Genomic DNA, 23,948 nt, shown 5'->3' with positions numbered 1-23,948 from the left:
GCATAGGAGAAACTACTTTTATTTTGCCCATTCCTTTAATTGTTTGATTTCATCCACCCAAATATCGGAATTTGTTGTCTCTAATACCAGTGGTATTTCATCAAATCGAGCATCTTGCATGATGTATTGAAAACAATCCCAACCTATTTCTCCAGCACCAAGTGGCGCATGGCGATCAACGCGACTGGCAAGTGGTACTTTACTGTCGTTAATATGCATGGCACTTAAATATTCAAAACCAACGATATCGGAAAAGGCTTGAAAGGTATTTTCACAAGCATCTTTTGAACTTAAGTCATAACCCGCAACAAAGGTATGGCAAGTATCAAGGCAAACACCAACACGATTTTTATCATCGACATGTTCAATAATGGTGGCCAGATGCTCAAAACGATAACCTAAATTAGTACCTTGGCCAGCAGTATTTTCGATAACCGCTTTTACGTTCTCGCTTTTTTCTAGCGCCCAATTAATTGATTCAGCAACACGTAATAAACAATCTTGCTCAGAAATCTTTTTAAGATGGCTTCCTGGATGGAAATTTAGCAGGGTTAAACCCAGTTGCTGGCAACGATGTAACTCATCTAAAAAAGCATCTCGAGACTTTTGTAATGGCTCAGCTTCTGGGTGGCCAAGATTAATTAAATAGGAATCGTGAGGCAGTATATGTTCAGGCTTGAAATTGTAGCGCAAGCAAGCCGCTTTAAAACGCCTGATGGTATCGGCATCAAGTGGTTTTGCTTCCCAACGACGTTGATTTTTTGTGAACAGTGCAAAGGCAGTTGCACCCAAAACATGCGCATTTTTAGGGGCGTTAAATACCCCGCCTGAAGCACTTACGTGCGCACCGATATATTTCATGAGCCAACTCCTTAGTCTAGTGTAATACCAGTTCCACTAAATAACCGATCAATCTTGCTGGTTAAAATAAGCGATTTCCGCGTTGTAAGTTTTGTAAAGGGAACAACCATTAATCATTAAATGGTTAGTTTCATTTAATGTGCGGTAGAGGATTAACGTAGTTAATCGCTCGTTAGCACAGCAACTTTCGCCTTGAACTCGCTTCTTTTTCCTACGTAATATTAGACCATTAAATTAATGGAATTGGTATAACCAAGTATAGCAAACGGATTTATTGAATAATTAAATTAATCAAGCGACTGGCAATTTGCGCCGTGTGTTTATCTTGATCGTAGGTTGGGCTGTATTCCGCTATGTCTGCTATTTTTAACTTGTTACCAATGTTCTGTTTAATGACATAAATAAGGTGTTCGATAATATCGAGTTGTACACCATAAGCATTTGGAAAACTAACGCCGGGTGCGACATAAGCGGGTAATACACTTAAATCGAAGCTGATATAAAGTGCATCAATATCATGCATAAAGCTTTTTATTTTAGCTTCAAGCTGTTCGATATGCAGCCAACTCATTTTTGTATCGAAAATATACTGTGCTTGATGCTGCTGTGCATGGTTAAAAACAGCTTGCGTATTATATTGTTTGTTGACACCTAAGCAGAGGTAATTAAATTCGCGATCGTTTTTCTCACAATATTCTGCAACTTGTGAAAAAGGGTTAAGCGAAGTAATTTTATCGAGTTGGTTCATACCTAAAAAAGAGGAGAAGTTGATTATCCCGAGACGGCTGTTTTTAGGTTGTGTTTCACTAAGGGCAATAAAGCTACCATAAGCGACTTCATGACCGCCTCCGAGTACCATGACGGTGTGCTTTTTACGCATAATATGGGCGAGGGCATTACCTAAGTCTTTTTGCGCTTTGTGTAGATCAAACCATTCACAGTTTAAGTTGCCTGCATCATAAACCGTTTGTTTATCATTAAGATGCCAAGCAACATTAGCCAAGCTTTTGCGAATAAATTCAGGGCCTTTAGTGGCACCACTGCGGCCTTTTGCATTACGAATACCAAGATCACTAGGAAAGCCAAATAAACAAATCCCTGGTGGGCTTGTTTCTTTATATTTTTTTACTTTATTGTGCCAGCGCAAATCAAGCGGGTTGTTGCCTTGTTCTGTCAGTCCTGTCCAAATGTTATCTGTCATTACTCTTCCTTAAAACCACATCAATATTAAATAGAGTAGTTAACAATAGTGGCCGTGTAATTCTCTTCTTACTAGGTTGTGAGCTATGGCAAGCAATGCAAATTTGTTTGCTAACATACTATGAAATAACGATTAATTTCTTTCTAACCAAAATTCTTCTTCATTAAAATTAACCAGGATGCGATTTTTTTCGAACTCGTAAACTTCAGCGCTATTTTGGATAGAAACAAACCCTGAGTTCTTCTCGCCATTATTGGTTTCTGCTTTAAAAGCGATAGAAAGCATAATATCTTCGTAATCCAATTCCCACTGGCCTGTGTACATCAAATCAGTTTTTTCATTGAGTATTTGTTTGATAGAAAAGAAACCATCATCCTTAAAGGTCCATTGCTGTTTTTTCTTTGTACTCTTACTGTAACCAACCCAAAGGCCCGCTAAAAAAGCTTCTGAAAGTTTATCGTCTGCAAATTCACTTTTTGGTTGTGCTCTTTCTGCTGCTTTTTCCGACACCACTTCCGATTCGGGATCTTTTTTTACGCTGAGGGTTTTGATGTTATTGACGGGTTTATTGGGTTTTGTTTCTGAAAAATGAGTGACTCCATTTTCATCTTTCCAGGAGTAAATCTCAGCTGAAAGTTGAGTGGTAAAAAACATGATAAATATCGAAAGGAAAAGGCGCATGTTCGTTGCTCGTCTGAATAATGTTAAGATAAAGTGTTTAGCAGGATAATAATTATATTTTTCAATGGCAAGATAATTACAGTTAATAGGGCGATCACCTATCAAAAATGAGAGGAATAACATGGCTTGTACTGATTGCGATAATAATATTTGGAAACAAAAGCTCGGGAGGTGTAAACGTTGTATGTGGCTAAATTTTGGATTGTTGCTGGTCAGTGTAATATTTTCCTATTTTATGGTTCAGGCACAACCAAAATCAGTGGAAACAATTGCCGTGTTATTTACGCTATTTTGCAGCGCATTATTAATGCTACTTCATACGATTGCTTTTATTTATTATTGCCTGACTAAGGCAAATAAACACAACCCAGAATAGCGTCTTTTTTGGCACCGGTGACGGCTTTAAGGGGGATTGCCTTTTCTAATAGACGTTGTTCAGCAAGCCATGCAAAAGCAATCGCTTCAACAAACATTGGGTCAATACCTAAGGCGTTAGTATCTTGTATTTGATGAGCTTTCATGAGTGCGGATAAACGTACCATGAGCAATGGATTTAACGCACCACCGCCACAAACAAAGACATCTGCTTTAACACTATGGCTTTTAATTTGATCGGCAATAGTGATGGCACTGAATTCTAATAAGGTTCGCTGTACATCTACATCACTGATGTTTATTGAAATTAATTTTTTCTCTAACCAGTGGAGATTAAATTTCTCTCTACCTGTGCTTTTAGGAGGCAACAGGGCGAAGTAGTTATCACTTAATAATTCACTCAGAAGGGAGCAATGAACGTCGCCCTGTTGAGCGAAATGGGCATCTTTATCAAATGACTGGCCTAAACATTTATCTATCCATGCATCCATCAACATATTGCCAGGACCGGTATCGTAACCTAAGACACTATTATCTGCGCCTAATACGCTGATATTCGCAATGCCACCAATGTTTAAAATAATACGTTGTTCATTTTCTTTAGAAAACAGTGCTTGATGGAAAGCCGGGACTAAAGGCGCACCTTGTCCGCCATAAGCCATGTCCATACGTCTAAAATCACTGATGCAGCGAATGCCTGTTTTAGCCGCGATAATATTGGCATCACCAATCTGTTGGGTAAATGCAAATTCAGTGAGTGGGCTATGGAAAATGGTTTGCCCATGACTGCCGATGGCACTGATTTTTGAAGCATTGAGTTTGGATTTTTGCAGTAACTGATTAACAGCATCGGCGCAGGTGAGTGCAAAAAGATGGTCAACTTCACCGAGAGTTTGCAGGTCTACATGTTTCTCGGTGCAAATACGTAGTAATTGTGTTCGTAGTAAAGCGGGTAACTCCGGTGCAAAACCGGCGACCTGCTGTAAACCTTGCTCGGTACGTTGTGCAATCACGACATCAATAGCATCAAGGCTAGTCCCTGACATGATGCCGATGTAATAATTGCCCAACATCTATATAACTCGTGAGAACTGTTGTTGACGTGCTTTGCTGCGCAGGTAAACATCAAAACACATACAGATGTTACGAATCAATAAGCGTCCTTTAGGTAAAACGTTGATTTCATTTTCATCGATGCAAAGTAGCTTGTCATCAATAAAACATTGCAGTAGTTTAATGTCTTCTGCAAAGTAGCTTTCAAAGTTAAGATCAAAACGTGTTTCAATCTCTTTAATATCTAATTTGAAATTACAAATCAGTTTCTTAATGACTTCGCGACGAATTAAGTCATCGGCATTCAGGCCTACACCACGCCATTGTGCGTGTCCCATCTCTTCTATCTGAGTATAATAGGTCGCTAATTTTTTCTGGTTTTGTGAGTAACAATGCCCAATTTGGCTAATGGCTGAAACACCCATTCCCAGTAAATCTGCGTCTTCCTGCGTGGTATAACCTTGGAAGTTACGGTGTAAAATACCCTGTTGCTGTGCGATAGCGAGCTCATCATCGGGTTTCGCAAAATGATCCATGCCGATAAATTGATAACCTGATTGGGTTAAAAATTCGATGGTATATTGCAGCATGGCTAATTTTTCAGCGGGCGCTGGCATATCATCTTCATTGATTTTGCGTTGGGCTGCAAAAATAGACGGCATATGTGCATAGTTAAAAATAGAAAGGCGAGCAGGATCTAATTCCAATACCTTATTTAAGGTATGTGCAAAGCTCTCTTTGGTTTGCAAAGGTAAACCGTAGATCATATCTAAATTAGTTGAGCGGAAACCTTGCTCACGAGCACGGGTTAACAGTTGCTCAATAAAGGCTTCGTCTTGTTCACGATTCACTGCTTTTTGAACATCTTTGTTAAAGTCTTGAACACCTAAACTTAAACGATTAAAACCTTCGTTAGCAAGGTGGTCAATGGTGCTTAATTCTATTTCACGAGGATCAACTTCAATACTTAATTCAGCATCTTCTTTAAAGGAAAATTGCTCACGTAAAATATTCATTAAACGTGTAATTTGAGGAGGCAATAAAAACGTAGGTGTACCGCCACCCCAATGTAATTGGCTGACTTGACGATCTTTAAAATGCACTGCTTGAATGATTATCTCTTTTTCAAGGTAATCAAGGTACTTATCGGCTTTTTCTGGATGGCGAGTAATGGTTTTATTACAGCCACAGAAATAGCAAAGCTTATGGCAGAAAGGGATGTGGATATAAAGAGACAGAGGTTTCTCAGGATAGACCTCTGTGGATTGAATTAATGCAGAATAATCAAAACTCTGGTCAAACTCTAATGCGGTTGGATAAGAAGTATAACGTGGACCACTATAATTATACTTCTCAATTAGGGCTTGATCCCAAACGAGTTTTTGCATCTTAATTCTCTCTATTTTATATTGAAAAATTTTCTAAAGATTGTGCTTCTTTAATAATGCGCTCTTCAAATTCATTTTCAAAAGTTAGGCGTTGTTTATCCTGTTGCTTTAAGGCCTTTTTATCCATTTTTTTGCGTTCATCATGTGTCGCAAAGTCTTTTACTTTATCGAATAAAGCCGAGATAGCAGGATAATCTTTATCAATATCTATTTTTGGTGCCACTAATAATGTTTCCAGTAACACACTCAGACGAATCGAAGCCTCGGAAACATTACATTGTTTTTGTGCCGTTGAACGCGCGATAAAACGAATGCTTTCACAAATATTATCATTACGTGCTTTTTTATTTGTAGATGCCTGTTGTTCTCTTTCAGCATTTACTTTAGCTAATTGCACTTTTTGTCGTTTAATACGATTTATTAATATGCCCGCATAAAATGCGAGCGCAATAATAATAATGCAGGCAAAAACCGCCAATATTAATTGAAAATCCATTTCGTTCTCTTTCTATTTAAATTCATCTAATGCTGAACTTGCTGATTCAAATTGCTGAATCAGATCTTCTTCACCATCATCATCCAACCAACCCAGTTGCTTCATTAACTCTTGGTGACGTGCCATCTGCTTATTAACCCATGAGTTATCTTCTGGTGAAACATCTTCTTCACTATCAAGCAGTTCTAATAAATCATTTAAGCGCTCATCATTTTCAATCGCGTTTAATTCTTTTTCAGGAGAAAGTTTGTTATGAACTACATCTTTAACCATTTTAGCTTTAGGCTGAAGTATCTTTTTAGGTTGATCATCTATTACTTCTTTTTTACCTGTTAACGAGATGGCCTTTTTACTACCAGTACGTTTGTCATTAGCTGCTTTTTTAGCATTTTGTTGCTGTGTTTGCTTAGACTCAACGATATTACGTGCGCCTGCTTTATTGCCTTTTAGCTTTGCTTTACGTTTACGATCACGCGCTTCTTGAGCTGTTGACGATGTTTCTTTGCGCTTGCCAGTGAAACTCGGCTCTGAATTTCCTGCAGTACGACTTTTTTTAGTACGAGACATTTTTATACCTTAAATTATTGGTGATCGCTTGGTGATCAATACGGGCGAAGAATAGCAGATTTTAAATTTTAACGCATAAAAAAAGGTACCTCACTCAAAAGAATGAAGTACCTTTTTTATTGCACCGATATTATTTCAATAGGTTATTGATTTTTTAGTTGAAGCGTTATCGGTATTACCTACAATTTTTCTAATGTAGCGCAGAGATATAGTTTGATAATAACTCAATATCTGCATCTGTTAATTTTGCTGCCACATCAACCATCATGCCATTTGGATCGTTGTCACGTGCTTTACTACGAAACTTCTCAAGCTGTGCTTTGATGTAAGCGGGATGTTGGTTTGAAATTTTTGGAAATTTTGCTAACTCTAAGCCATTACCACGTGGACCATGACAAGCTGTACAGCCTGGAATACCACGTTCGATATCGCCACCCATGTAGAAGTTTTTACCAGCAGCCGCAACTTCTGGAGAAACTGTTTCTGGTGTCGGCGCTTGAGACGCGTAATAAGCGGCTAAATCTTTCATATCTTGCTCTGAAAGTGCAGCAGTCATACCCATCATAATCGGGTCGTTACGTTCGCCATTTTTAAACTGTTTTAGTTGTTTTTCTAAATAGCTTTTATGTTGTCCAGCTAGTTTTGGATAAAGGTTTGACGGACTATTACCATCAGCGCCGTGGCATGCAACACAAGTTGCTGATTTTGCTTCACCCGCTTCAATATTTCCCTGTGCCATTGCTATGTTAGAGAAGCCAATAAGAGCAATTAGTGTCACTAATAATTTATTCATAACTATCCATTTTTTAAAGTATGTCCAAGCGTGTTATGATACACGCAAAAATAATAACCGTAGTTTACACAAGTTTAATAAAAGTAACAATTTTGCTACAAGGCCAAAGCGAGGCATATCTTGGAATTTCCAAAAATACATTTTCAAAAAGCGCATTTTTTAATAAGTGCACCAGATATTCGTCATTTAGATAAACATCTGCCACCAGAATCCGGTATAGAGGTTGCTTTTGCTGGACGTTCTAATGCAGGTAAATCAAGTGCATTAAATCGTTTAACACGTCAAAAAGGCTTAGCGAGAACCAGTAAAACACCTGGTCGTACTCAGCTTATCAATGTGTTCGAAATTGAAGAAGGTAAACGTTTAATCGATTTACCTGGTTACGGTTTCGCTAAAGTACCATTAGAAATGAAACTTAAATGGCAGAAGTCATTAGGTGAGTACCTACAAAATCGAGAGTCGTTGAAAGGGCTCGTAGTATTAATGGATATCCGTCATCCCTTTAAAGAGCTTGATCAACAGCTTATTTACTGGGCAATAGATGCAGATATCCCAGTACTAGCACTATTAACGAAAGCTGATAAATTAAAATCTGGCGCACGAAAAGCAACATTGCTAAAAATGCGTGAAGAAGCTAAAAACTTTGAAGGTGAAGTACAGGTTGAACTGTTCTCTTCATTAAAAGGTTTTGGTGTTGATGTATTAGAGAAGAAAATAGCAGATTGGTATGCACTTGAAGACCAAGCTACTTTAGAAGAAGCGATTGAAGCTGAAACTGAGATAGAAATAGAAATAGAAACTGAAGATGAATAATTAGTAATTACTCATCTGTAAGTAAAAAAAACGAGAGCCTTGGCTCTCGTTTTTTTTTATGAGTCCATTGTCTCTTTATAAGGGATAGCCATTTTAAAGTGTGCGCCTGTTTCCCCTAACACATACTGAATATCCCCTTTGAATAGCTGATTGACAATATTGTAAACAATATGCGTGCCTAAGCCACTGCCACCAGAGCCACGTTTTGAAGTCACAAAAGGGTCAAAGATACGTTCAGCGATATCGTCCGGTATACCTTTGCCGGTATCTCGATAATCAATGTTTAATATATTTTCATGTAATTGAATATTGATGTAAATTTCACGCTTGCCATCCCAATCATCAAAACCATGAATCAGTGAGTTAAGAATCAAGTTTGAATAGATTTGTACAAAACTGCCAGGGAAACTATAAATAGAAAGATTTTCCGGACAATCAATAAATACATTACAGCGTGATTGTTTCAGTTTATGTTTTAGCGAGGTCACTACTTGATGCACATTTTCTTCAAGTTTAAACGAATAACAAGCTTCGCTTGATTGATCAACGGCAACTTGTTTAAAGCTACTGATTAAATCTGCAGCACGTTTTAAATTACTATTTAACAATCGACCAGATTCACCCATGCGCTCAATCAGCTCTTCCACATAACTTCTAGACAGTGTGTTGCTGGTTAATTTTGTACTTAAATGATTAATCTCTTCCTGCAAAAAGGAAGCCGCCGTAACACTAATACCGATTGGTGTATTAATCTCATGTGCAACACCCGCCACTAAGCCACCAAGTGATGCCATTTTCTCTGACTCTACCAATGTTTGTTGTGTGCGTTTTAATTGCTCGAGTGTTTGTGTTATTTGCTGATTACTGTCGGTCAGGGCTGCAGTACGTGTATTTACCTTCTCTTCCAGTTGATCATTAAGTTGAGTGATTTCTAATTCAACTTGTTTTTGTGGGGTAATGTCATGACCAAAACCGATCAAGTATTTAATCTTCATGCCATCGTAAAAAGCCGAGAAGGTCCAAAGTAGGGTATTGATTTCGCCCATCTGATCATGCATTTCAATTTCAATACTTTGAATCGATTTGTTTTGTGCCAGTTTATCCAGTAACTCTTCGCGTCGGTCGGCTAATACAAAAATATCTAACCAATTTTTCTTATGCAGTTCTTCTTGGCTATAGCCAGTTAAGATAACGGCTGCAGGATTGATAGTTGAGATTTTGAAGTCTTTATCTAAGCAACAGATAACGGTGCTTGAAGAGTTGATAATAGTGGCAGAGAAATCACGCTCTTGTTGTAATTCTTCAATCGCTATCTCTTTATCGGTGAGCTCAGCCACAATACGTTTTTGCATTTTGTTGAGTAGATAAACCAGTTCATCTAATTCGTCACTTGCGCTAGAGATATGATGGCTTCGGCCTTCAAGAACGAGGTCTTTATTATGTCGGCTGAGTTTAATATTACGCGTATAGAGAGCGATTTTATTGATATGGCGAATCACCATATAATAGATAATAAACAGGATACAGATGGAAACAACCATGGTTTTAATAGTTTGGCTGATTAAGATAAGCAGTGATTTTTCAATTAAGCGGTCGTAGACTTTTTCTAAAGAAGCAGCAACAAAGAGCGTACCTACTATTTCTCCCTGGTAAGTTAGGTCAAACTTTTTACTGATATCAAACTTTTCTTTGAGTGTGCCTTGCTCGACTAATGGCACTTCAGAGTTGCCTAATACTTCATGAATAAGTACATATTGCATGTCAGAGAGGTTCATGATGCCCTCTATTTGAATCTGAATTTGTTCCTCATCAAGGTTCCATAAACTTGCAGCCATCGGCTGTAAAAAACTGGATTCAATTTGATTAATACTGGCTTCAATCTTTCCTACATCTTGCTGAAAATCCCACATTAATTGAATCAGCGTGATCACTAACGCTAATGCGGTACTGCATAATAAAATATAAGAAAGTAGCCGTGTTGAAAGGCTATTTTTAATTTTTAATGGCTTAAATAGAGAAAAGGTGTTTTTTACTTTCATTTGCGAAACCTGAGAGAACTAAATCTAAAAAATAAGAGGGCCAATTCTGCCACAACTCAATGCTTGACCCTACTTTACACACTAAAAAATGTTAGCGAAAGCCGACTATTTACAGAGATATTTTTACACATCATTCAATGATAGCGTAAGCTAGGTTTTTTATTAGTATTCTGCCCATTTAAGAAGAGCTTTATTATGAATAAATTTGAAAACTCTGCGTTAAATAAAACCAATGATTTACCTCTTTTCAGTGAAATTAAGGTTGATCAAATTGTCCCTATTGTGACTGAAACGATTGAAAGTAATAGAGCTTTAGTGGAAACGTTATTAACGGAATTACCCACGTTTGGTTGGGATAATTTTGTTAATGTATTAGATGAAGCGGATGATCATTTAGGTAAATTGTGGTCACCGGTTTCGCATATGAATTCAGTGGTAAGCAATGATGCGTTACGTGAGGCACATGATACTTGTTTACCTATTTTTGCTGAGTACAGTACCTTTATTGGTCAGCATCAAGGTTTGTATGAAGCGTATTTAAGCATTAAAGAAAGCGCAGAATTTAATACCTTAAAAGCTGAGCAACAAAAAGTAATTATCAATGCGCTACGCGATTTTAAACTGGCGGGTATTGCATTAAGTGACGATAAAAAACGACGTTACGGTGAAATCAAACAACAACTCGCTTCGTTACAATCACAATTTAGTAACCATGTCATGGATGCAACATTAGCATGGAGTAAGTTAATCTCCGATGTGAATGAACTAGCGGGTTTACCTGAAAGTGCGATTGCAGCTGCAAAACAAGCTGCCAATGAAAAAGAGCAACAAGGGTATTTGTTAACGTTAGACTTTCCGAGCTACTTTCCTGTTATTACCTACGCTAAAAATCGTGAATTACGTAAAGAAGTTTACACCGCCTTTAGTACGCGTGCTTCTGATCAAGGGCCTAATGCAGGCGAATTTGATAACTCAGAAATCATTGAGCAGTTATTAGCGCTACGTCATGAAGTGTCGCAGTTACTCGACTTTAATAATTACGCTGAATATAGCCTGGCAACCAAAATGGCCGAAACGCCGGACCAAGTTATTAATTTCTTAACCGATTTAGCCGAGCAATCACAACAACAAGCCGTTGATGAGCGTGATCAAGTATTAACCTTTGCGCAAGAGATGGATGGTTTAGATAGCTTGCAATCATGGGATTTAAGCTATTACTCAGAATTATTAAAACAACAACGTTACACCATTTCAGATGAGACGTTACGCCCTTATTTTCCAGAAAATAAAGTAGTAGAAGGGTTGTTTGCTGTTGTTAAACGTTTATTCGGTTTAGTGATTAAAGAGCAGTTTGACTTTAATACTTGGCATAAAGATGTACGTTTTTTCCATATCTACGATAATAACAACTCACACTTAGGTAGTTTTTATCTTGATCTTTATGCGCGTGAATTTAAACGTGGTGGTGCATGGATGAACGACTGTCGTGTACGCCGTCGCCAAGTAGATGGTTCGCTTCAACTACCGGTTGCGTACTTAACATGTAACTTCAACAAACCGGTTGGTGATGAAGCCGCATTGTTTACGCATAACGAAGTGGTTACCTTGTTCCATGAATTTGGCCACGGTATTCACCACATGTTAACTAAAATTGAGTCATCTCCTGTTTCTGGTATTAATGGTGTGCCGTGGGATGCTGTTGAATTACCAAGCCAATTCTTAGAAAACTGGTGTTGGGAACCTGAAGCGCTGGCATTAATCTCTGGTCATGTGGAAACGGGCGAAACATTACCTGCTGAGTTATTAGAGAAAATGTTGGATGCTAAAAACTATAACAGTGCATTAATGATGGTACGTCAGTTAGAGTTTTCACTATTTGATTTTGTTGTACATCATCAATATAACGCAGGTAAAACGGGTCAAGTTGAAACTGTGCTCAACGAAATTCGCAACAAAGTAGCAGTGATTACGCCACCGAGTTTTAATCGTTTCCAGCATAGTTTTAGCCATATTTTTGCAGGTGGTTATGCTGCCGGTTATTACAGCTACAAGTGGGCAGAAGTCTTGTCTGCGGATGCTTTTTCTCGATTTGAGGAAGAGGGAATCTTTAATGCTGAAACAGGTAAAGCTTTCTTGCAAGCCATTTTAGAGAAAGGCGGTAGTGATACGCCAATGACGCTGTTTAAAAGCTTTATGGGACGTGAACCTAATACTAATGCGTTATTACGCCATTGTGGTATTAAATAAAGTGATAGCGGTTAGCCGCTAGTTGCAGGTAAGAAAAAGCCCCATTTTATGAAAATAAAATGGGGCTTTTTTATGTTTAGCTGATCGCTTTAAACGTGTGTTTTTCATTTAAAAAAAGCCTGCATAAAAGCAGGCTTTGAAAGTGTTCCACTATGCGCATTTAAAATAGGACTTTAAATGCGCTTAATTCAAGCTATTCAACGGCAGGTTTAGCGCGCATTAAAATAATGTAACCGATGAGACCTGAAACTAACGAGGCTACGAATACGGCTACTTTAGCAATAATCTGATGCTCAGGATTACTGAAAGCAAGGTCGGTAATAAATAGCGACATAGTAAAACCAATACCCGCTAAGAAACCGGCACCAATAACGTGTGTCCAAGTAACACCTTTAGGTAATGCGCCCCAATTAAGCATAATTAATAGCTTAGTAAAGAGGTAGATACCCAGTGGTTTACCCACAATAAGACCGGCTGCAATACCCAGTACAATAGGGTTAGTCAACTGATCTAACATGCTACCATCGATAATTACACCTGCGTTACCTAATGCAAAGAAGGGTACAATGATCAAGGTTGCTAAAGGATGTAATGCATCTTCTTTTAACTGCAAAGGATTAGCTGCTTGATAGCTCAATGATTTTATTTTTTTCAACGATTTAATTGCATGTCTACTTAAAACATCTTCTTCATCGTGACGATCGTTTTCCAACCCTTTTAATAATGATTTTGCTTGGTCTAGATAGCTGGTCATTGATATTTCACGGCGAGAAGGAATTGTAAAGGCAACAGCAACACCGGCAACGGTTGCATGAACACCCGATGCTAAAAAGCTGATCCAAACAATTGACATACCTACGGTGTAATAAAATAGGTTATTACGTACCCCAAGGCGGTTAGCAAGGGCAAGTACGAGTAATCCTATAATGCCGTACATTAATTCATTAACAAAAATTTGTTCGGTGTAGAAAATCGCAATCACGACAACGGCCATTAAATCATCACCAATGGCGAGCGCAGACAAGAATACTTTCAGTGCGACCGGCACACGACTTCCAACAATAGCAAGTACACCCAATGCAAAGGCAATATCAGTGGCCATTGGAATACCCCAGCCATTAACGCTGTCTAAGCCTGTGTTAAAGAAGTAATAAATACCTGCAGGGAAAATAACACCACCGAGGGCTGCAAAAAGAGGTAATGCCGCTTTTTGCATGCTTGAAAGCTCACCATCTAATAGCTCTCTTTTTATCTCTAATCCTATAAAGAAGAAGAAAATAGCCATTAAGAATTCATTGGCTATTTTGTGTAAATTAATTTGATGAACTTTGTCACTTAGGCCTGTGGACACTTCCCACAATGTATTGTGCCAAACATGATGATAATGGTCGGGTGCGATATTTGCCCAGAGTAGTGCAATAGTCGCAGCGATAACTAATAAAACCCCACCAGTAATAGGATTATGTAGCCAGTGCCATTTGTGTGAACTCATTAATGCTCCTGAAAAATAAATGTTGAATAGCCTGAATAATAGACTTAACCGCACGATTATGTGTCGTGCTTGTTATAATCTACAATGTTTTTATAAAAGAATGAAGCAATACTGTGACATTTTAAGTCTTATTTCAAGAAAACTTGTTGGAAATCATTAATGAAAAAATTATTTATTACATTGTTACTGTTTATTGTGAGTGGTTTCTCGATGACCTTTTTTGTGGCTAATATGGCCGAGAAAGAGATTAAAACGCTACTTTCTGAAAATCAGAATGAAGATTTCTCTATTGAACTATTAAGTTATGAACGGGGCTTCTTTAGCGCGACAGCTATTAGTGAGGTACATGTTCTTGCGGACCAAACGTCGAGTCTTCCTCTAAAAATAACCACCACGATTTACCATTATCCTTATCAAGCCGTGTTGAATAATCATATTGAGATCACCGACCAAGCGCTGGCTAAAAAAGTAGAAACCTACTTCGGCACGACGCAGTGGATCACCTCAACTGAAAAAATTAACCTTTTTGCACAATTAACCGGGCAACTACGTATTGTTGCTGGCGAGTATAAAAGTGACTTAGAAACATTAAACAGTGAGCCAGTGATGATCGACTATCAAGTTGATCTAAAAAATAAAAGTGCTGATGTCACTTTAAACTGGGCAGGATTAACAGCGCTCACTTATGGCACGGCGGTTAAAGTAAACGCATTACAACTCAGCTCTCATATTGCAAGCTTGTCAAAACAAAGCGATTACAACTATCACCTAACGATAAAAACTGTAGAAGTAGGTCAAGATAGTGGCCATTCATTACTAGAAGGCGTGGTTTTGAAAGGGCGCAGTCAACAAGGAGAGCAACAAAAAACAATTGATACAGACAATGAGCTGATTATTGACTCATACCAAATTAATATGGGTGAAACACAAACCTTTACTGATAACCGTTTGAAATTAGCGTTGACCGGTTTGTATCAGCCTGCGTTTGAATTACTTAATACCGGAGCAGGTAGCAGTGAAGAAGTTGAACATGCGTTAATTGAGTTGGTGAGTCATGGTGCGCAATTAACGCTGTCACAATTAAACTCGCAAACCCCATGGGGAGAGGTTGATGGCACGCTGGATTTGGTTTTAGATAAAGGTGCATCGTTAACGGATATTGTGCTTAATCCTTATATCTTATTTGATTATATGAGTGGTGATGCAAGCTTAGTCTTACCGATTCGTTTACTTGATGAGCCGGCCATTGCAGAGCCATTACAAATGGGGCTAATGACGGGGTTCTTAGAACAAAATGCACAAACGCTTAATTTAAAAACGAGTTTTCAACAGGGTGAATTAATCGTTAATGGGCGAATCATTCCGCTCTAGCGTTCACTTTTGTAGTGGGGAAGCTGTCAGTCGAAGTATCAAGAGATAATCTTCGACTGACAATAAACTGGGTTTTATAAGAGTCGCTTAGCGCAAAAAAGGATTACTTACTTTTTCACGACCAATAGTTGTAGTTGGACCATGACCGGGATAAACAATCGTTTCAGCCGCTAAGGTTAATAGTTTCTTCTTAATGCCACTGACTAACTGATATTGATCGCCTCGTGGGAAATCTGAACGTCCAATGCCGCCACTAAATAAAATGTCACCGACAATCACTTGATTACTCTGCTCATCGAGCAAGGCAACATGACCAGGTGTATGCCCTGGGATATGCAGTACTTTTAGTTTAATGTTTCCAACTTCTACTATTTCCCCTTCTTCAAGCCATGCTGTCGGGTTGAAACTAGTGTGATGCGGAAAACCAAAACGTTGGCTTTGTGCTTCTAACTGCTCAAGCCAAAAAAGATCTTCTTTTTCAGGGCCAATAATGGGCACATTAAGGGTTTCAGCAATCTTTTCAGTCCCACCAACATGGTCAAGGTGGCCATGGGTTAATAATATTTTATCCACCGTCACATCATGCTTTTTTACCATCGCCAAAATGCGTTCTACATTACCGCCTGGATCAACAATGGCTGCTTTTTTTGTCTCTTCACAAATAACCAAACTACAGTTTTGCTCATAAGGTGTTACTGGGATAACAATTATTTTCATACTTTTCTCTTATTCGATTCTTTTACTATTTTAGCTACTAGTAAATGCTCAGGGTTAAGTTATTTAAGCTAAGTTATTTATGCTTAGTTCAAGGCAAAAAAGCGCAGTTTAATGGTTTAAATGAGCATTTTTTAACGCTGAACAAAGCTTCAATAGCGACGACCTGAGTAGTTACATTTAGACTTGTTCTGTTTGTAAGCGCTGTTTCTTTTGCTGCTCAACTTCTTGCGCAAGATGAATGTGATTCATTACATGTACAAGCGCTAGCGCAGAAGATTCAATAATATCCGTTGATAAACCAATGCCGTGGAATTTTTGATCTTTGTATGAAGCAACAATATCTACTTGGCCAAGTGCATCTTTACCTTCACCCTTACCACTGATTTTGTATGATTCCATAGTGATATCAAGGCCAGAAACACGTAATAAACATTTGTAAGCCGCGTCAATTGGACCATTACCTGTTGCCGCTTCAATGACTTTCTCTTGCTCGCCAATTTGCATAGTAACCGTTGCGGTTGCCACTAAACCTGATCCAGAAAGCACACTGATGTTTTCTAATTTGTAGAACTCTGGTTCACTGTTGACTTGGTTAAAGAACAATAACGCTTCTAAATCGTAATCAAATACTTGGCCTTTTTTATCGGCCAATTCAAGGAAGCTAGCGTATAACTCTTCCATGTCGTAATCACCATCGCGGTAACCTAGCTCTTGCATGCGATGCTGAATAACATGGCGACCTGAACGTGATGTTAGGTTTAATTTGTTAGTTAATAGGCCGACACTTTCTGGTGTCATGATCTCATAGGTATTTTGAGATTTTAAAACACCATCTTGATGAATACCCGAAGAGTGAGAAAACGCATTCGCGCCCACAATGGCTTTGTTTGCTTGAATGGGCATATTACAAAGCTGGCTCACTAACTGACTAGTACGAGAAATTTCAACGGGATTAATGTTGGTCGTAAAACCCATTTTTGCTTGGCGAGTGGTTAAAATCATCGCCACTTCTTCTAATGAACAGTTACCTGCACGTTCACCGATACCATTCATTGTACATTCGACTTGGCGTGCGCCATTCTCAATCGCTGTAATTGAGTTAGCCACCGACATACCTAAATCATCGTGACAATGCACAGAGATAACCGCTTGATCGATATTAGGAACACGTTCAAATAAGGTTTTAATGATGCCACCAAATTCACTTGGAATCGTGTAACCCACCGTATCGGGGATATTAATGGTACGTGCGCCGGCTTTAATTGCTTCTTCAACCATACGGCAAAGATTATCAATCGGTGTACGTCCTGCATCTTCACAAGAAAATTCAACATCATCGGTTAAGTTACGCGCGTATTTAACCGCCTTAACGGCCATTTCTAATACATCATCAAAGCTACGTTTTAATTTATTTTCAACGTGAATGGTAGAGGTAGAGATAAAGGTATGAATACGGAATGCATCAGCCACTTTTAACGCTTGCGCTGCCGCATCAATATCTTTAGCGAGTGCACGAGAAAGTGCACAAACACGGCTGTTTTTAATTTCATGTGCGATGGTTTGCACTGACTCAAAATCACCAGGTGATGAGATAGGAAAACCTACCTCCATTATATCTACGCCTAAACGCTCAAGGGCAAATGCGATCTGTAGTTTCTCTTTTACTGTAAGGCTTGCGCTTAGTGCTTGCTCACCGTCGCGTAATGTAGTGTCGAAAATTATTACTTGATCTGACATAGGAATCCCTCTTTATTCATTCGTTTATTAATTTAATTGCAGGTATAAAAAAACCCGCAGAAAATGCGGGTTTTTAGAGTATTAACTGACGTTATTCAGACACTCGAAACCCGCATGCTTTGAGCATGATCAGGGAAGTCAGGAGTAGAGTGAATATAGTTTTCATCAATTAATCTCAAAATATGGTTAGTAACCTAATAATTACGCTTTTTGCTAAAAGCGTCAAGGGCTTATTGGTAATAACCAACAAACTATTTATGTATTGTTAGTAGCGTTGCCATTTAAGGTCTTTTAATGTGATACTGAACTTATATTCATGATAAAAATAGGTAAAGAAAATGGCCGATTATAATAAACCCGATCAAAAAACATTACGTAATGAATTAACTGATTTGCAATATGCAGTGACGCAAGAAGAAGCCACTGAACCCGCTTTTAACAATAGCTATTGGGATAATAAACAACAGGGTATTTACGTTGATATTATTTCTGGTGAGCCTTTGTTTAGTTCATTGGATAAATACGATTCACATTGTGGCTGGCCAAGCTTTACTAAACCTTTAGAAGGCGAGTTAATTAACGAAAAAGTGGATAACCAATTATTTGCAACACGTACCGAAGTACGTAGTAGCAACGCCGACTCTCATCTTGGTCATGTTTTTGAAGATGGACCTCAAGAAACGGGCGGTCTACGTTACTGTATCAACTCTGCTTCATTGCGCTTTATCTCGGTTGAAGAGATGGCCGAAGAAGGTTATGAAGCACTGTTAGCATCATTTGTAGACCATCAATAACAGATCTCGATGTTGTTGGTAACGATTGAAACGCACTTGAATCGCTTCAGGTGCTTGTTCTATTGATAAAAAAACAAAACCCAAGCGTAAATAAAACGCTTCAAGATGTACATAAGGAAAACAGTAGACAGGTTGGTTTGTTGTTTTTAATAGCTTATTAATCAATAACGATGCATATCCTTGATGCTGATAATCAGGATCACACGCCACTCCCGTCAATACTACATCCTCTTCAATTGATTTTAGTTTTGCACTGCAAATAATCTGCTGCTCATGTTTTAAGACAAACACTCTCTCATTTTTTCCTGCAATGCCCTTTTTATAGACGCGTTTATAAAACTGATTAACCAAAGGGGTTTTAACTTTTTCTAATTCAATAAACTGGCAATTTGAATCTAACATGACATCCCTAATCTTGTGGTAAGCTCCATATCCATGATACCTAAAGATGCTTTGCATCTTGAGGTATCATGGATATATTCATCTTCAGAAGGCCTAATAATGATAGAAACTAACTGCTCACTCAAGCCATTTAATAGTTTTGCAATTGAAGCAAAAACAGAACAATTGTTCCACCTTAAAAATCGTACACAGTTTCCAGAGCTGTTAGTGCATATTAAGCAGGCCATAGAAAATAACAAACCCATTCTTATTTTAGGCGGCGGTAGCAATATTCTCTTTTGTGAAAACTTTGCAGGCTTGATAATCAAAGTAGAATTATCAGGGGTTGAAGTTACTGAATCAGAAAGTAGTTACCTATTAACCGTGGGTGCAGGTGAGAATTGGCATAAGCTAGTGACCGATTGTATTGAACAAGGTATTGATGGATTAGAAAACCTAGCATTAATCCCTGGTGTTGTTGGCGCTGCTCCCGTACAAAATATTGGCGCTTACGGAACTGAATTTAAAGATGCTTGTGAATCAGTGGAATATATCGATTTAGACAGTGGTCAATTACATACATTAAGTGCTGAACAATGTTTGTTTGGCTATCGAGATAGTATTTTTAAAACACCCGCTTTTAAAAATGCATTGATCACGCAGGTGACTCTCAAGTTAAGTAAAAAATGGCAACCTCAGAGTCGCTATGGCGCGTTAAATAACTTAAAAACAGACGAACAGATAACCGCTAAACAAATATACCAATCAGTCTGCCAAATTCGCAGTGAAAAACTACCGGATCCCGCTAAATTAGGCAATGCAGGTAGCTTCTTTAAAAACCCAGTCGTCAATCAAGATCTTGCTGATACTTTGTTAGCGTTGCACCCAAAAATGCCAAATTATCCACAAGCCGATGGCAAAGTGAAATTGGCTGCTGGTTGGTTGATTGACCAAGCAAGTTTGAAAGGCCACCAAATAGGCGGTGCTTCAGTACATCAGCAGCAAGCCTTAGTATTAATAAACCAAGGTGATGCAACCGCGTTAGACGTAGTTAAGTTAGCGGGTTTTGTCCGTGATACTGTTCAGCAACAGTTTGCGGTTGAGTTACAGCATGAAGTGCGTTTTATCGGTGCAGTAGGGGAGACAAACTTGTCTGAGGTATTAAAAAATGTCTGAATTAAACGAACAAGGTAATACGCTACTAAATCTACTGGCCGATGGTGAATTTCATTCCGGTGAAAAGATAGGCGAGTTATTAGGAGTTTCACGTACCTCGGTTAATAACTACATAAAAGCATTACAAGAGATAGGTTTAGACATTTATAAAGTGCCTGGCCGTGGTTATCAAAGCGCTAACCCGATTGAATTATTAGATGAAAAACTTATTCGTAGTTTAAGTAATAACTCTTTAGTTAAGGTTGAGCAGATACTTGATTCAACGAATCAGTGGCTATTAGATAAAATTCCCAATATTAAAAATGGCCAAACCTGTATCGCAGAATATCAGTTAGCAGGAAGAGGGCGTCGTGGGCGTACTTGGGTTTCACCTTTTGCTTCACATTTGTACTTTTCATATTACTGGCGGTTTGACGCGGGTATCGATAAATTATCCGGTCTGAGTTTGCTGGTGGGTATTGCGACTGTTAATGCATTAGAAAAAATAGGTGTTCAAGGGGTTGCATTAAAATGGCCTAACGATATTTATTGTCAGGGGAAAAAACTGGCGGGCATTCTCATTGAGCTTAACGCACAAGCGACTGAAGCTTGTCATACTGTTATCGGAATTGGCATCAATGTGCGGATGCCACCCGAGCAAGCTAAGTTGATTGATCAGCCATGGATTGATTTGAGTAGTTTAAGTCATGAAAAAGTAGATCGAAATCGATTAAGCGCGGCTTTAATTTCTGAGCTACAACAATTATTACCAGAATATGAAAAAAATGGATTACAGCCTCACTTAAAAAGATGGTTCGATTTAGACTGTTTTTTAAACAAACCGGTTAATGTGTTACTCGCAGATAAAAATAAAGCGGGTATTTGTCGAGGTATTGATGAAACGGGTGCTTTGTTATTAGAGTGTGATGGCAACATAGAAACCTTTATCGGTGGCGAAGTTTCATTACGTTTGGCATGATTTAAACAACAATGAGACAAAATTTAATCGCTTTGTTTTCTTTTTGAGCATTCAAACAAAAAGATGCAAATAAAGGGCAATAAAGGCTTGCAAGGTTTCCCGAACTTCTCTATTATTCACCGCACTTAGACGGCGCCGACTTAGCTCAGTTGGTAGAGCAACTGACTTGTAATCAGTAGGTCACCAGTTCGATTCCGGTAGTCGGCACCATTTAAGTTTAGGAGGGGTTCCCGAGTGGCCAAAGGGAACAGATTGTAAATCTGTCGCGAAAGCTTCGGTGGTTCGAATCCACCCCCCTCCACCATATTTTAACTCACTCGCCACAGTGAGTCAGTACGAAACAAAGCAACTGCTTTGTTTTTTGCTATCTAAGATGACCTTAATGCGGGCATCGTATAATGGCTATTACTCCAGCCTTCCAAGCTGATAATTCGGGTTCGATTCCCGATGCCCGCTCCAAGTCTTCATCTACATTAAATCAACCTCTTATGGTTGATTTTTTCGTTTCTGCTCCCCAATAAAAACAGCTCGGTGACCAAACGGTGACCATCTGGTGCCCAAACTAATTTTTAATGCTAACAGGGTTAATAATCTATTAGCGCCTTCAAACTTTTTCCTCTGTCTTACTTTCTAAATCTTTCTTTGGAAGTTCGTAAAGATCTCCAACCTCAATTTTTAAATACTCACATAAAGTTTCAACAACATTTAATTCTACTCTTGTCGCTGTTTCATTAAATATTCTTCTAATAGTGCCTGGGTTAATCCCAGTATCACGAGAAACATCGCTCATTTTCAAGCGTCGTTCTCCCATAATTTTTGACAAATGGCATTTAAGCAAAGTCTTCTCCAGTAATTAAAAGTCTCCTGTAGACTTAAAAAGGTTGTAAAGGTCTTTTTTTGTGCTACATTTGTTCTGTAGCAGACTTTTAGAGTCTGTAATATACAAATTAAACTATTAGGAGATTGTACAATGGATATTACATATATGACAACTTCAGAGTTATCAGAACGAATTAAATATGATCAAAGAACAATTCGAGAACAGTTGAAAGATTCAGTCTTGTTCGAAGGCGTTCATTACATCCGACCATTTGGTGGCAGAAAAATTTTGTACCTTTGGGAAAGAATTGAAGAAGAGATGCTAAATGGTATTTCATCAAATTCATTAACTATTGGGATGTGAGGTAACTATGGGATCAATTAATCAAAGAAATGGAAAGCTTGTAGCAGATTTTCGATACATGAATCAGCGTTGTCGTGAGCAAACACAATTAAATGATACAAGTGTCAACCGCAAGCGCTTAATGCGATTGTTAAAAACAATTGAAGCAGAGATATTGTTAGGAAATTTTCAATATGCTAAATATTTTCCAAATAGCAATAAAGTACAGAAATTTGAAGAGCTAAATCAACGCAAACAAACAGCATCTCACCATTTTAGCAGTGCAGATTCACCAACCGTAAAAGAGTTTTCTGAGATATGGTTTCGTGAAAAAGCGATTGAGTGGCGTAAAAGCCATAAGCAATCGATTGAAGGTATTTTAGATTCTCACATTCTCCCTGCATTCGGGAAAATGAAGATCAGCGCCATCAAAAAACAAGACATCTTAACGTTTCGAGCTGCTCTCGCCAAAGTCCAGACTCGAACAAAGAAAACACTATCCGCTTCTCGTATCAATCATATTATGACACCACTAAGAATGCTGCTTAACGAAGCCGCTGATCGTTATGAGTTTACGACACCTTGGAAAAATATCAAAGCGCTAAAAGTACCTCGCACAGAGGTAAACCCATTTTCGTTAGATGAGGTCGAGCGCTTAATCAAAACTGCACCAGAAGGCTTCAAGCCCTATTACATTGTTCGTTTTTTCACTGGCTTACGTACAGGTGAAATTGATGGCTTACATTGGGATAAAGTCGATTTAGATAAGAAGCAGATCTATATCGATCAAAGCCTTGTGAAAGGTGAAATGACAGATGCGAAAACCGATGGGTCTAATCGAGTTATTAAACTAACAGACCGAGTTGTCTCTGCATTAAAGGTGCAAATGCAAGTTACTAAAAGTAAAAGTGAATTTGTATTTTGTAAGGCTGATGGTAAGCAGTTTAACTATCAAACGATTAGTCGTGTAATTTGGGAACCAATGCTTCAACGCTTGAATCTGAAGTATCGTAATCCATACCAAACACGCCACACCTTTGCCACCTTATTACTTGCAGCTGGCGAATCTCCTGAGTGGATAGCGCAACAGATGGGGCATAGCACTACAACGATGCTTTTCCGCGTGTATTCGCGTTATGTACCTAACTTAACTCGTCAAGATGGTAGTGCATTTGATCGTTATATTGAAACGCAGGGAGAAGAAAATGCTTAGTGTTCAAGATCACCCTATTGTGCAACAGATTGATAATGAAATTTCACAGCGTGAAGCTCGTTTATCTGAGTTGCAAATACAAAAAGTAACACTGACTAAGGCACTATTAAAATCGACCTATGAAGTTGCGCAGATTATTTGTCAGAATTTGAATATCCAACACAAGGAAAGGGCGGTTGCTTTGCTTTGTGGATACGAGTATTTAACTAATATTCAGATGATTGAGCAGTGGTTACTTGAGCAATTAGTAGAATTAAACCAATGTGAGTTTTGTTGTCCAATAAGTAACTTACAAAACCGATTGTTGATGCGCTTGAATAGTTTGAAGCAAGATACTAACTACATATAGTCTGTTTAAAAGTGATAAAAAGCCAGCGGCCACAAAAAGTGACGGCTGGCTTTTTTACCCACCCTTACCCGTAGTCACATGTTA

24 protein-coding genes and 3 tRNA genes are annotated in these 23,948 nt (G+C 38.4%); 13 read left to right on the top strand and 14 right to left on the bottom strand.

The features are described 5' to 3' along the window. Positions 1-18: 18 nt before the first annotated feature. The 3 genes from nfo to CXF74_RS01595 all read right to left on the bottom strand — a co-directional run bounded on the left by nfo (position 19) and on the right by CXF74_RS01595 (position 2,866). The gene (nfo, locus tag CXF74_RS01605) at positions 19-861 is read right to left on the bottom strand and encodes a deoxyribonuclease IV (protein WP_101080651.1); all 843 of its coding nucleotides are present in this window, start codon (positions 859-861) and stop codon (positions 19-21) included. Positions 862-1,132: 271 nt separating this feature from the next. Further along, positions 1,133-2,062 (bottom strand): formimidoylglutamase, encoded by a 930-nt coding sequence (hutG, locus tag CXF74_RS01600; protein WP_101080650.1) that lies wholly within the window; start codon positions 2,060-2,062, stop codon positions 1,133-1,135. Positions 2,063-2,194: 132 nt separating this feature from the next. Next, positions 2,195-2,866, bottom strand: a complete 672-nt coding sequence (locus tag CXF74_RS01595) for a DUF4124 domain-containing protein (protein ID WP_101080649.1) — start codon at positions 2,864-2,866, stop codon at positions 2,195-2,197. Here CXF74_RS01595 and CXF74_RS23050 point away from each other — a divergent pair. Further along, positions 2,865-3,119: a DUF3624 domain-containing protein gene (locus CXF74_RS23050; protein WP_101080648.1), complete on the top strand. Its 255-nt coding sequence runs from the start codon at positions 2,865-2,867 to the stop codon at positions 3,117-3,119. The genes CXF74_RS01595 and CXF74_RS23050 overlap by 2 nt on opposite strands. On the opposite strand, the gene CXF74_RS01585 is transcribed toward CXF74_RS23050, so the two are convergent. From CXF74_RS01585 to CXF74_RS01565, 5 genes are all read right to left on the bottom strand, one after another. Then, on the bottom strand, positions 3,091-4,191 hold the full coding sequence (locus CXF74_RS01585) for an anhydro-N-acetylmuramic acid kinase (protein WP_101080647.1): 1,101 nt from the start codon (positions 4,189-4,191) through the stop codon (positions 3,091-3,093). The two genes, CXF74_RS23050 and CXF74_RS01585, sit on opposite strands and share 29 nt — an antisense overlap. Beyond that, positions 4,192-5,559, bottom strand: coding sequence for an oxygen-independent coproporphyrinogen III oxidase (hemN, locus tag CXF74_RS01580; RefSeq protein ID WP_101080646.1), 1,368 nt, complete (start codon positions 5,557-5,559; stop codon positions 4,192-4,194). A gap of 16 nt (positions 5,560-5,575) precedes the next feature. Next, a complete protein-coding gene (locus CXF74_RS01575; protein WP_101080645.1) occupies positions 5,576-6,055 on the bottom strand; it encodes a DUF2489 domain-containing protein in 480 nt (159 codons plus the stop codon). Between the two features lie 12 nt (positions 6,056-6,067). Next, a complete protein-coding gene (gene yihI, locus CXF74_RS01570; protein ID WP_101080644.1) occupies positions 6,068-6,622 on the bottom strand; it encodes a Der GTPase-activating protein YihI in 555 nt (184 codons plus the stop codon). 190 nt (positions 6,623-6,812) lie between these two features. Then, complete coding sequence (locus tag CXF74_RS01565; RefSeq protein WP_101080643.1) at positions 6,813-7,415, bottom strand: c-type cytochrome; 603 nt, start codon at positions 7,413-7,415, stop codon at positions 6,813-6,815. Positions 7,416-7,535: 120 nt separating this feature from the next. Here CXF74_RS01565 and yihA point away from each other — a divergent pair, with 120 nt between their 5' ends. Continuing rightward, the gene (yihA, locus tag CXF74_RS01560; RefSeq protein ID WP_101080642.1) at positions 7,536-8,228 is read left to right on the top strand and encodes a ribosome biogenesis GTP-binding protein YihA/YsxC; all 693 of its coding nucleotides are present in this window, start codon (positions 7,536-7,538) and stop codon (positions 8,226-8,228) included. 56 nt (positions 8,229-8,284) lie between these two features. Here the strand turns inward: yihA and CXF74_RS01555 are convergent, their stop codons facing one another. After that, positions 8,285-10,267: a sensor histidine kinase gene (locus tag CXF74_RS01555; protein ID WP_101080641.1), complete on the bottom strand. Its 1,983-nt coding sequence runs from the start codon at positions 10,265-10,267 to the stop codon at positions 8,285-8,287. 195 nt (positions 10,268-10,462) lie between these two features. Between CXF74_RS01555 and prlC the strand changes: the two genes are divergently transcribed. Then, positions 10,463-12,514: an oligopeptidase A gene (gene prlC / locus CXF74_RS01550; RefSeq protein ID WP_101080640.1), complete on the top strand. Its 2,052-nt coding sequence runs from the start codon at positions 10,463-10,465 to the stop codon at positions 12,512-12,514. A gap of 193 nt (positions 12,515-12,707) precedes the next feature. Here the strand turns inward: prlC and nhaA are convergent, their stop codons facing one another. Further along, a complete protein-coding gene (gene nhaA, locus CXF74_RS01545) occupies positions 12,708-14,006 on the bottom strand; it encodes a Na+/H+ antiporter NhaA (protein WP_101080639.1) in 1,299 nt (432 codons plus the stop codon). 159 nt (positions 14,007-14,165) lie between these two features. Here nhaA and CXF74_RS01540 point away from each other — a divergent pair, with 159 nt between their 5' ends. Beyond that, positions 14,166-15,377 carry a DUF945 family protein gene (locus CXF74_RS01540; protein WP_101080638.1) on the top strand — a complete coding sequence of 404 codons (1,212 nt, stop codon included), beginning with the start codon at positions 14,166-14,168 and terminating at the stop codon, positions 15,375-15,377. A gap of 87 nt (positions 15,378-15,464) precedes the next feature. On the opposite strand, the gene CXF74_RS01535 is transcribed toward CXF74_RS01540, so the two are convergent. Together CXF74_RS01535 and leuA are read right to left on the bottom strand one after the other, a co-directional pair. Continuing rightward, the gene (locus CXF74_RS01535) at positions 15,465-16,094 is read right to left on the bottom strand and encodes an MBL fold metallo-hydrolase (RefSeq protein WP_101080637.1); all 630 of its coding nucleotides are present in this window, start codon (positions 16,092-16,094) and stop codon (positions 15,465-15,467) included. Between the two features lie 177 nt (positions 16,095-16,271). Further along, positions 16,272-17,831, bottom strand: a complete 1,560-nt coding sequence (gene leuA, locus CXF74_RS01530) for a 2-isopropylmalate synthase (protein ID WP_101080636.1) — start codon at positions 17,829-17,831, stop codon at positions 16,272-16,274. A 338-nt stretch (positions 17,832-18,169) separates the two neighbouring features. Here leuA and msrB point away from each other — a divergent pair, with 338 nt between their 5' ends. Beyond that, positions 18,170-18,625, top strand: a complete 456-nt coding sequence (msrB, locus tag CXF74_RS01525; RefSeq protein ID WP_101080635.1) for a peptide-methionine (R)-S-oxide reductase MsrB — start codon at positions 18,170-18,172, stop codon at positions 18,623-18,625. Here the strand turns inward: msrB and CXF74_RS01520 are convergent. Next, a complete protein-coding gene (locus CXF74_RS01520; protein WP_157822307.1) occupies positions 18,605-19,027 on the bottom strand; it encodes a GNAT family N-acetyltransferase in 423 nt (140 codons plus the stop codon). The genes msrB and CXF74_RS01520 overlap by 21 nt on opposite strands. A gap of 99 nt (positions 19,028-19,126) precedes the next feature. On the opposite strand from CXF74_RS01520, the gene murB reads away from it, so the two are divergent. From murB to CXF74_RS01495, 5 genes are all read left to right on the top strand, one after another. Then, entirely contained in the window at positions 19,127-20,182 is a 1,056-nt protein-coding gene (gene murB / locus CXF74_RS01515) for a UDP-N-acetylmuramate dehydrogenase (protein WP_198552745.1), read from the top strand. Further along, a complete protein-coding gene (birA, locus tag CXF74_RS01510) occupies positions 20,175-21,140 on the top strand; it encodes a bifunctional biotin--[acetyl-CoA-carboxylase] ligase/biotin operon repressor BirA (protein WP_101080633.1) in 966 nt (321 codons plus the stop codon). The genes murB and birA overlap by 8 nt, the downstream gene beginning before the upstream one ends. A 134-nt stretch (positions 21,141-21,274) precedes the next feature. Further along, positions 21,275-21,350, top strand: a tRNA-Thr gene (locus tag CXF74_RS01505). A gap of 10 nt (positions 21,351-21,360) precedes the next feature. Next, positions 21,361-21,444, top strand: a tRNA-Tyr gene (locus CXF74_RS01500). A gap of 80 nt (positions 21,445-21,524) precedes the next feature. After that, a tRNA-Gly gene (locus CXF74_RS01495) sits at positions 21,525-21,599 on the top strand. Positions 21,600-21,744: 145 nt separating this feature from the next. Here CXF74_RS01495 and CXF74_RS01490 read toward each other — a convergent pair. After that, positions 21,745-21,963: a helix-turn-helix domain-containing protein gene (locus CXF74_RS01490; protein ID WP_269800754.1), complete on the bottom strand. Its 219-nt coding sequence runs from the start codon at positions 21,961-21,963 to the stop codon at positions 21,745-21,747. A gap of 147 nt (positions 21,964-22,110) precedes the next feature. On the opposite strand from CXF74_RS01490, the gene CXF74_RS01485 reads away from it, so the two are divergent. From CXF74_RS01485 to CXF74_RS01475, 3 genes are read left to right on the top strand one after another with little or no spacing between them, the layout of a single operon-like run. Further along, entirely contained in the window at positions 22,111-22,323 is a 213-nt protein-coding gene (locus CXF74_RS01485) for a hypothetical protein (RefSeq protein ID WP_101080631.1), read from the top strand. Between the two features lie 7 nt (positions 22,324-22,330). Next, positions 22,331-23,515 carry a site-specific integrase gene (locus CXF74_RS01480; RefSeq protein WP_101080630.1) on the top strand — a complete coding sequence of 395 codons (1,185 nt, stop codon included), beginning with the start codon at positions 22,331-22,333 and terminating at the stop codon, positions 23,513-23,515. Beyond that, positions 23,508-23,864: a hypothetical protein gene (locus tag CXF74_RS01475; RefSeq protein ID WP_101080629.1), complete on the top strand. Its 357-nt coding sequence runs from the start codon at positions 23,508-23,510 to the stop codon at positions 23,862-23,864. The genes CXF74_RS01480 and CXF74_RS01475 overlap by 8 nt, the downstream gene beginning before the upstream one ends. Positions 23,865-23,948 lie beyond the last annotated feature (84 nt).

This window comes from Psychromonas sp. Urea-02u-13 (assembly GCF_002835995.1).
Lineage (GTDB): Bacteria > Pseudomonadota > Gammaproteobacteria > Enterobacterales > Psychromonadaceae > Psychromonas.
The sequence above is the reverse complement of the archived record's forward strand: the minus strand, read 5'-3'. Positions and strand labels throughout refer to the sequence as shown.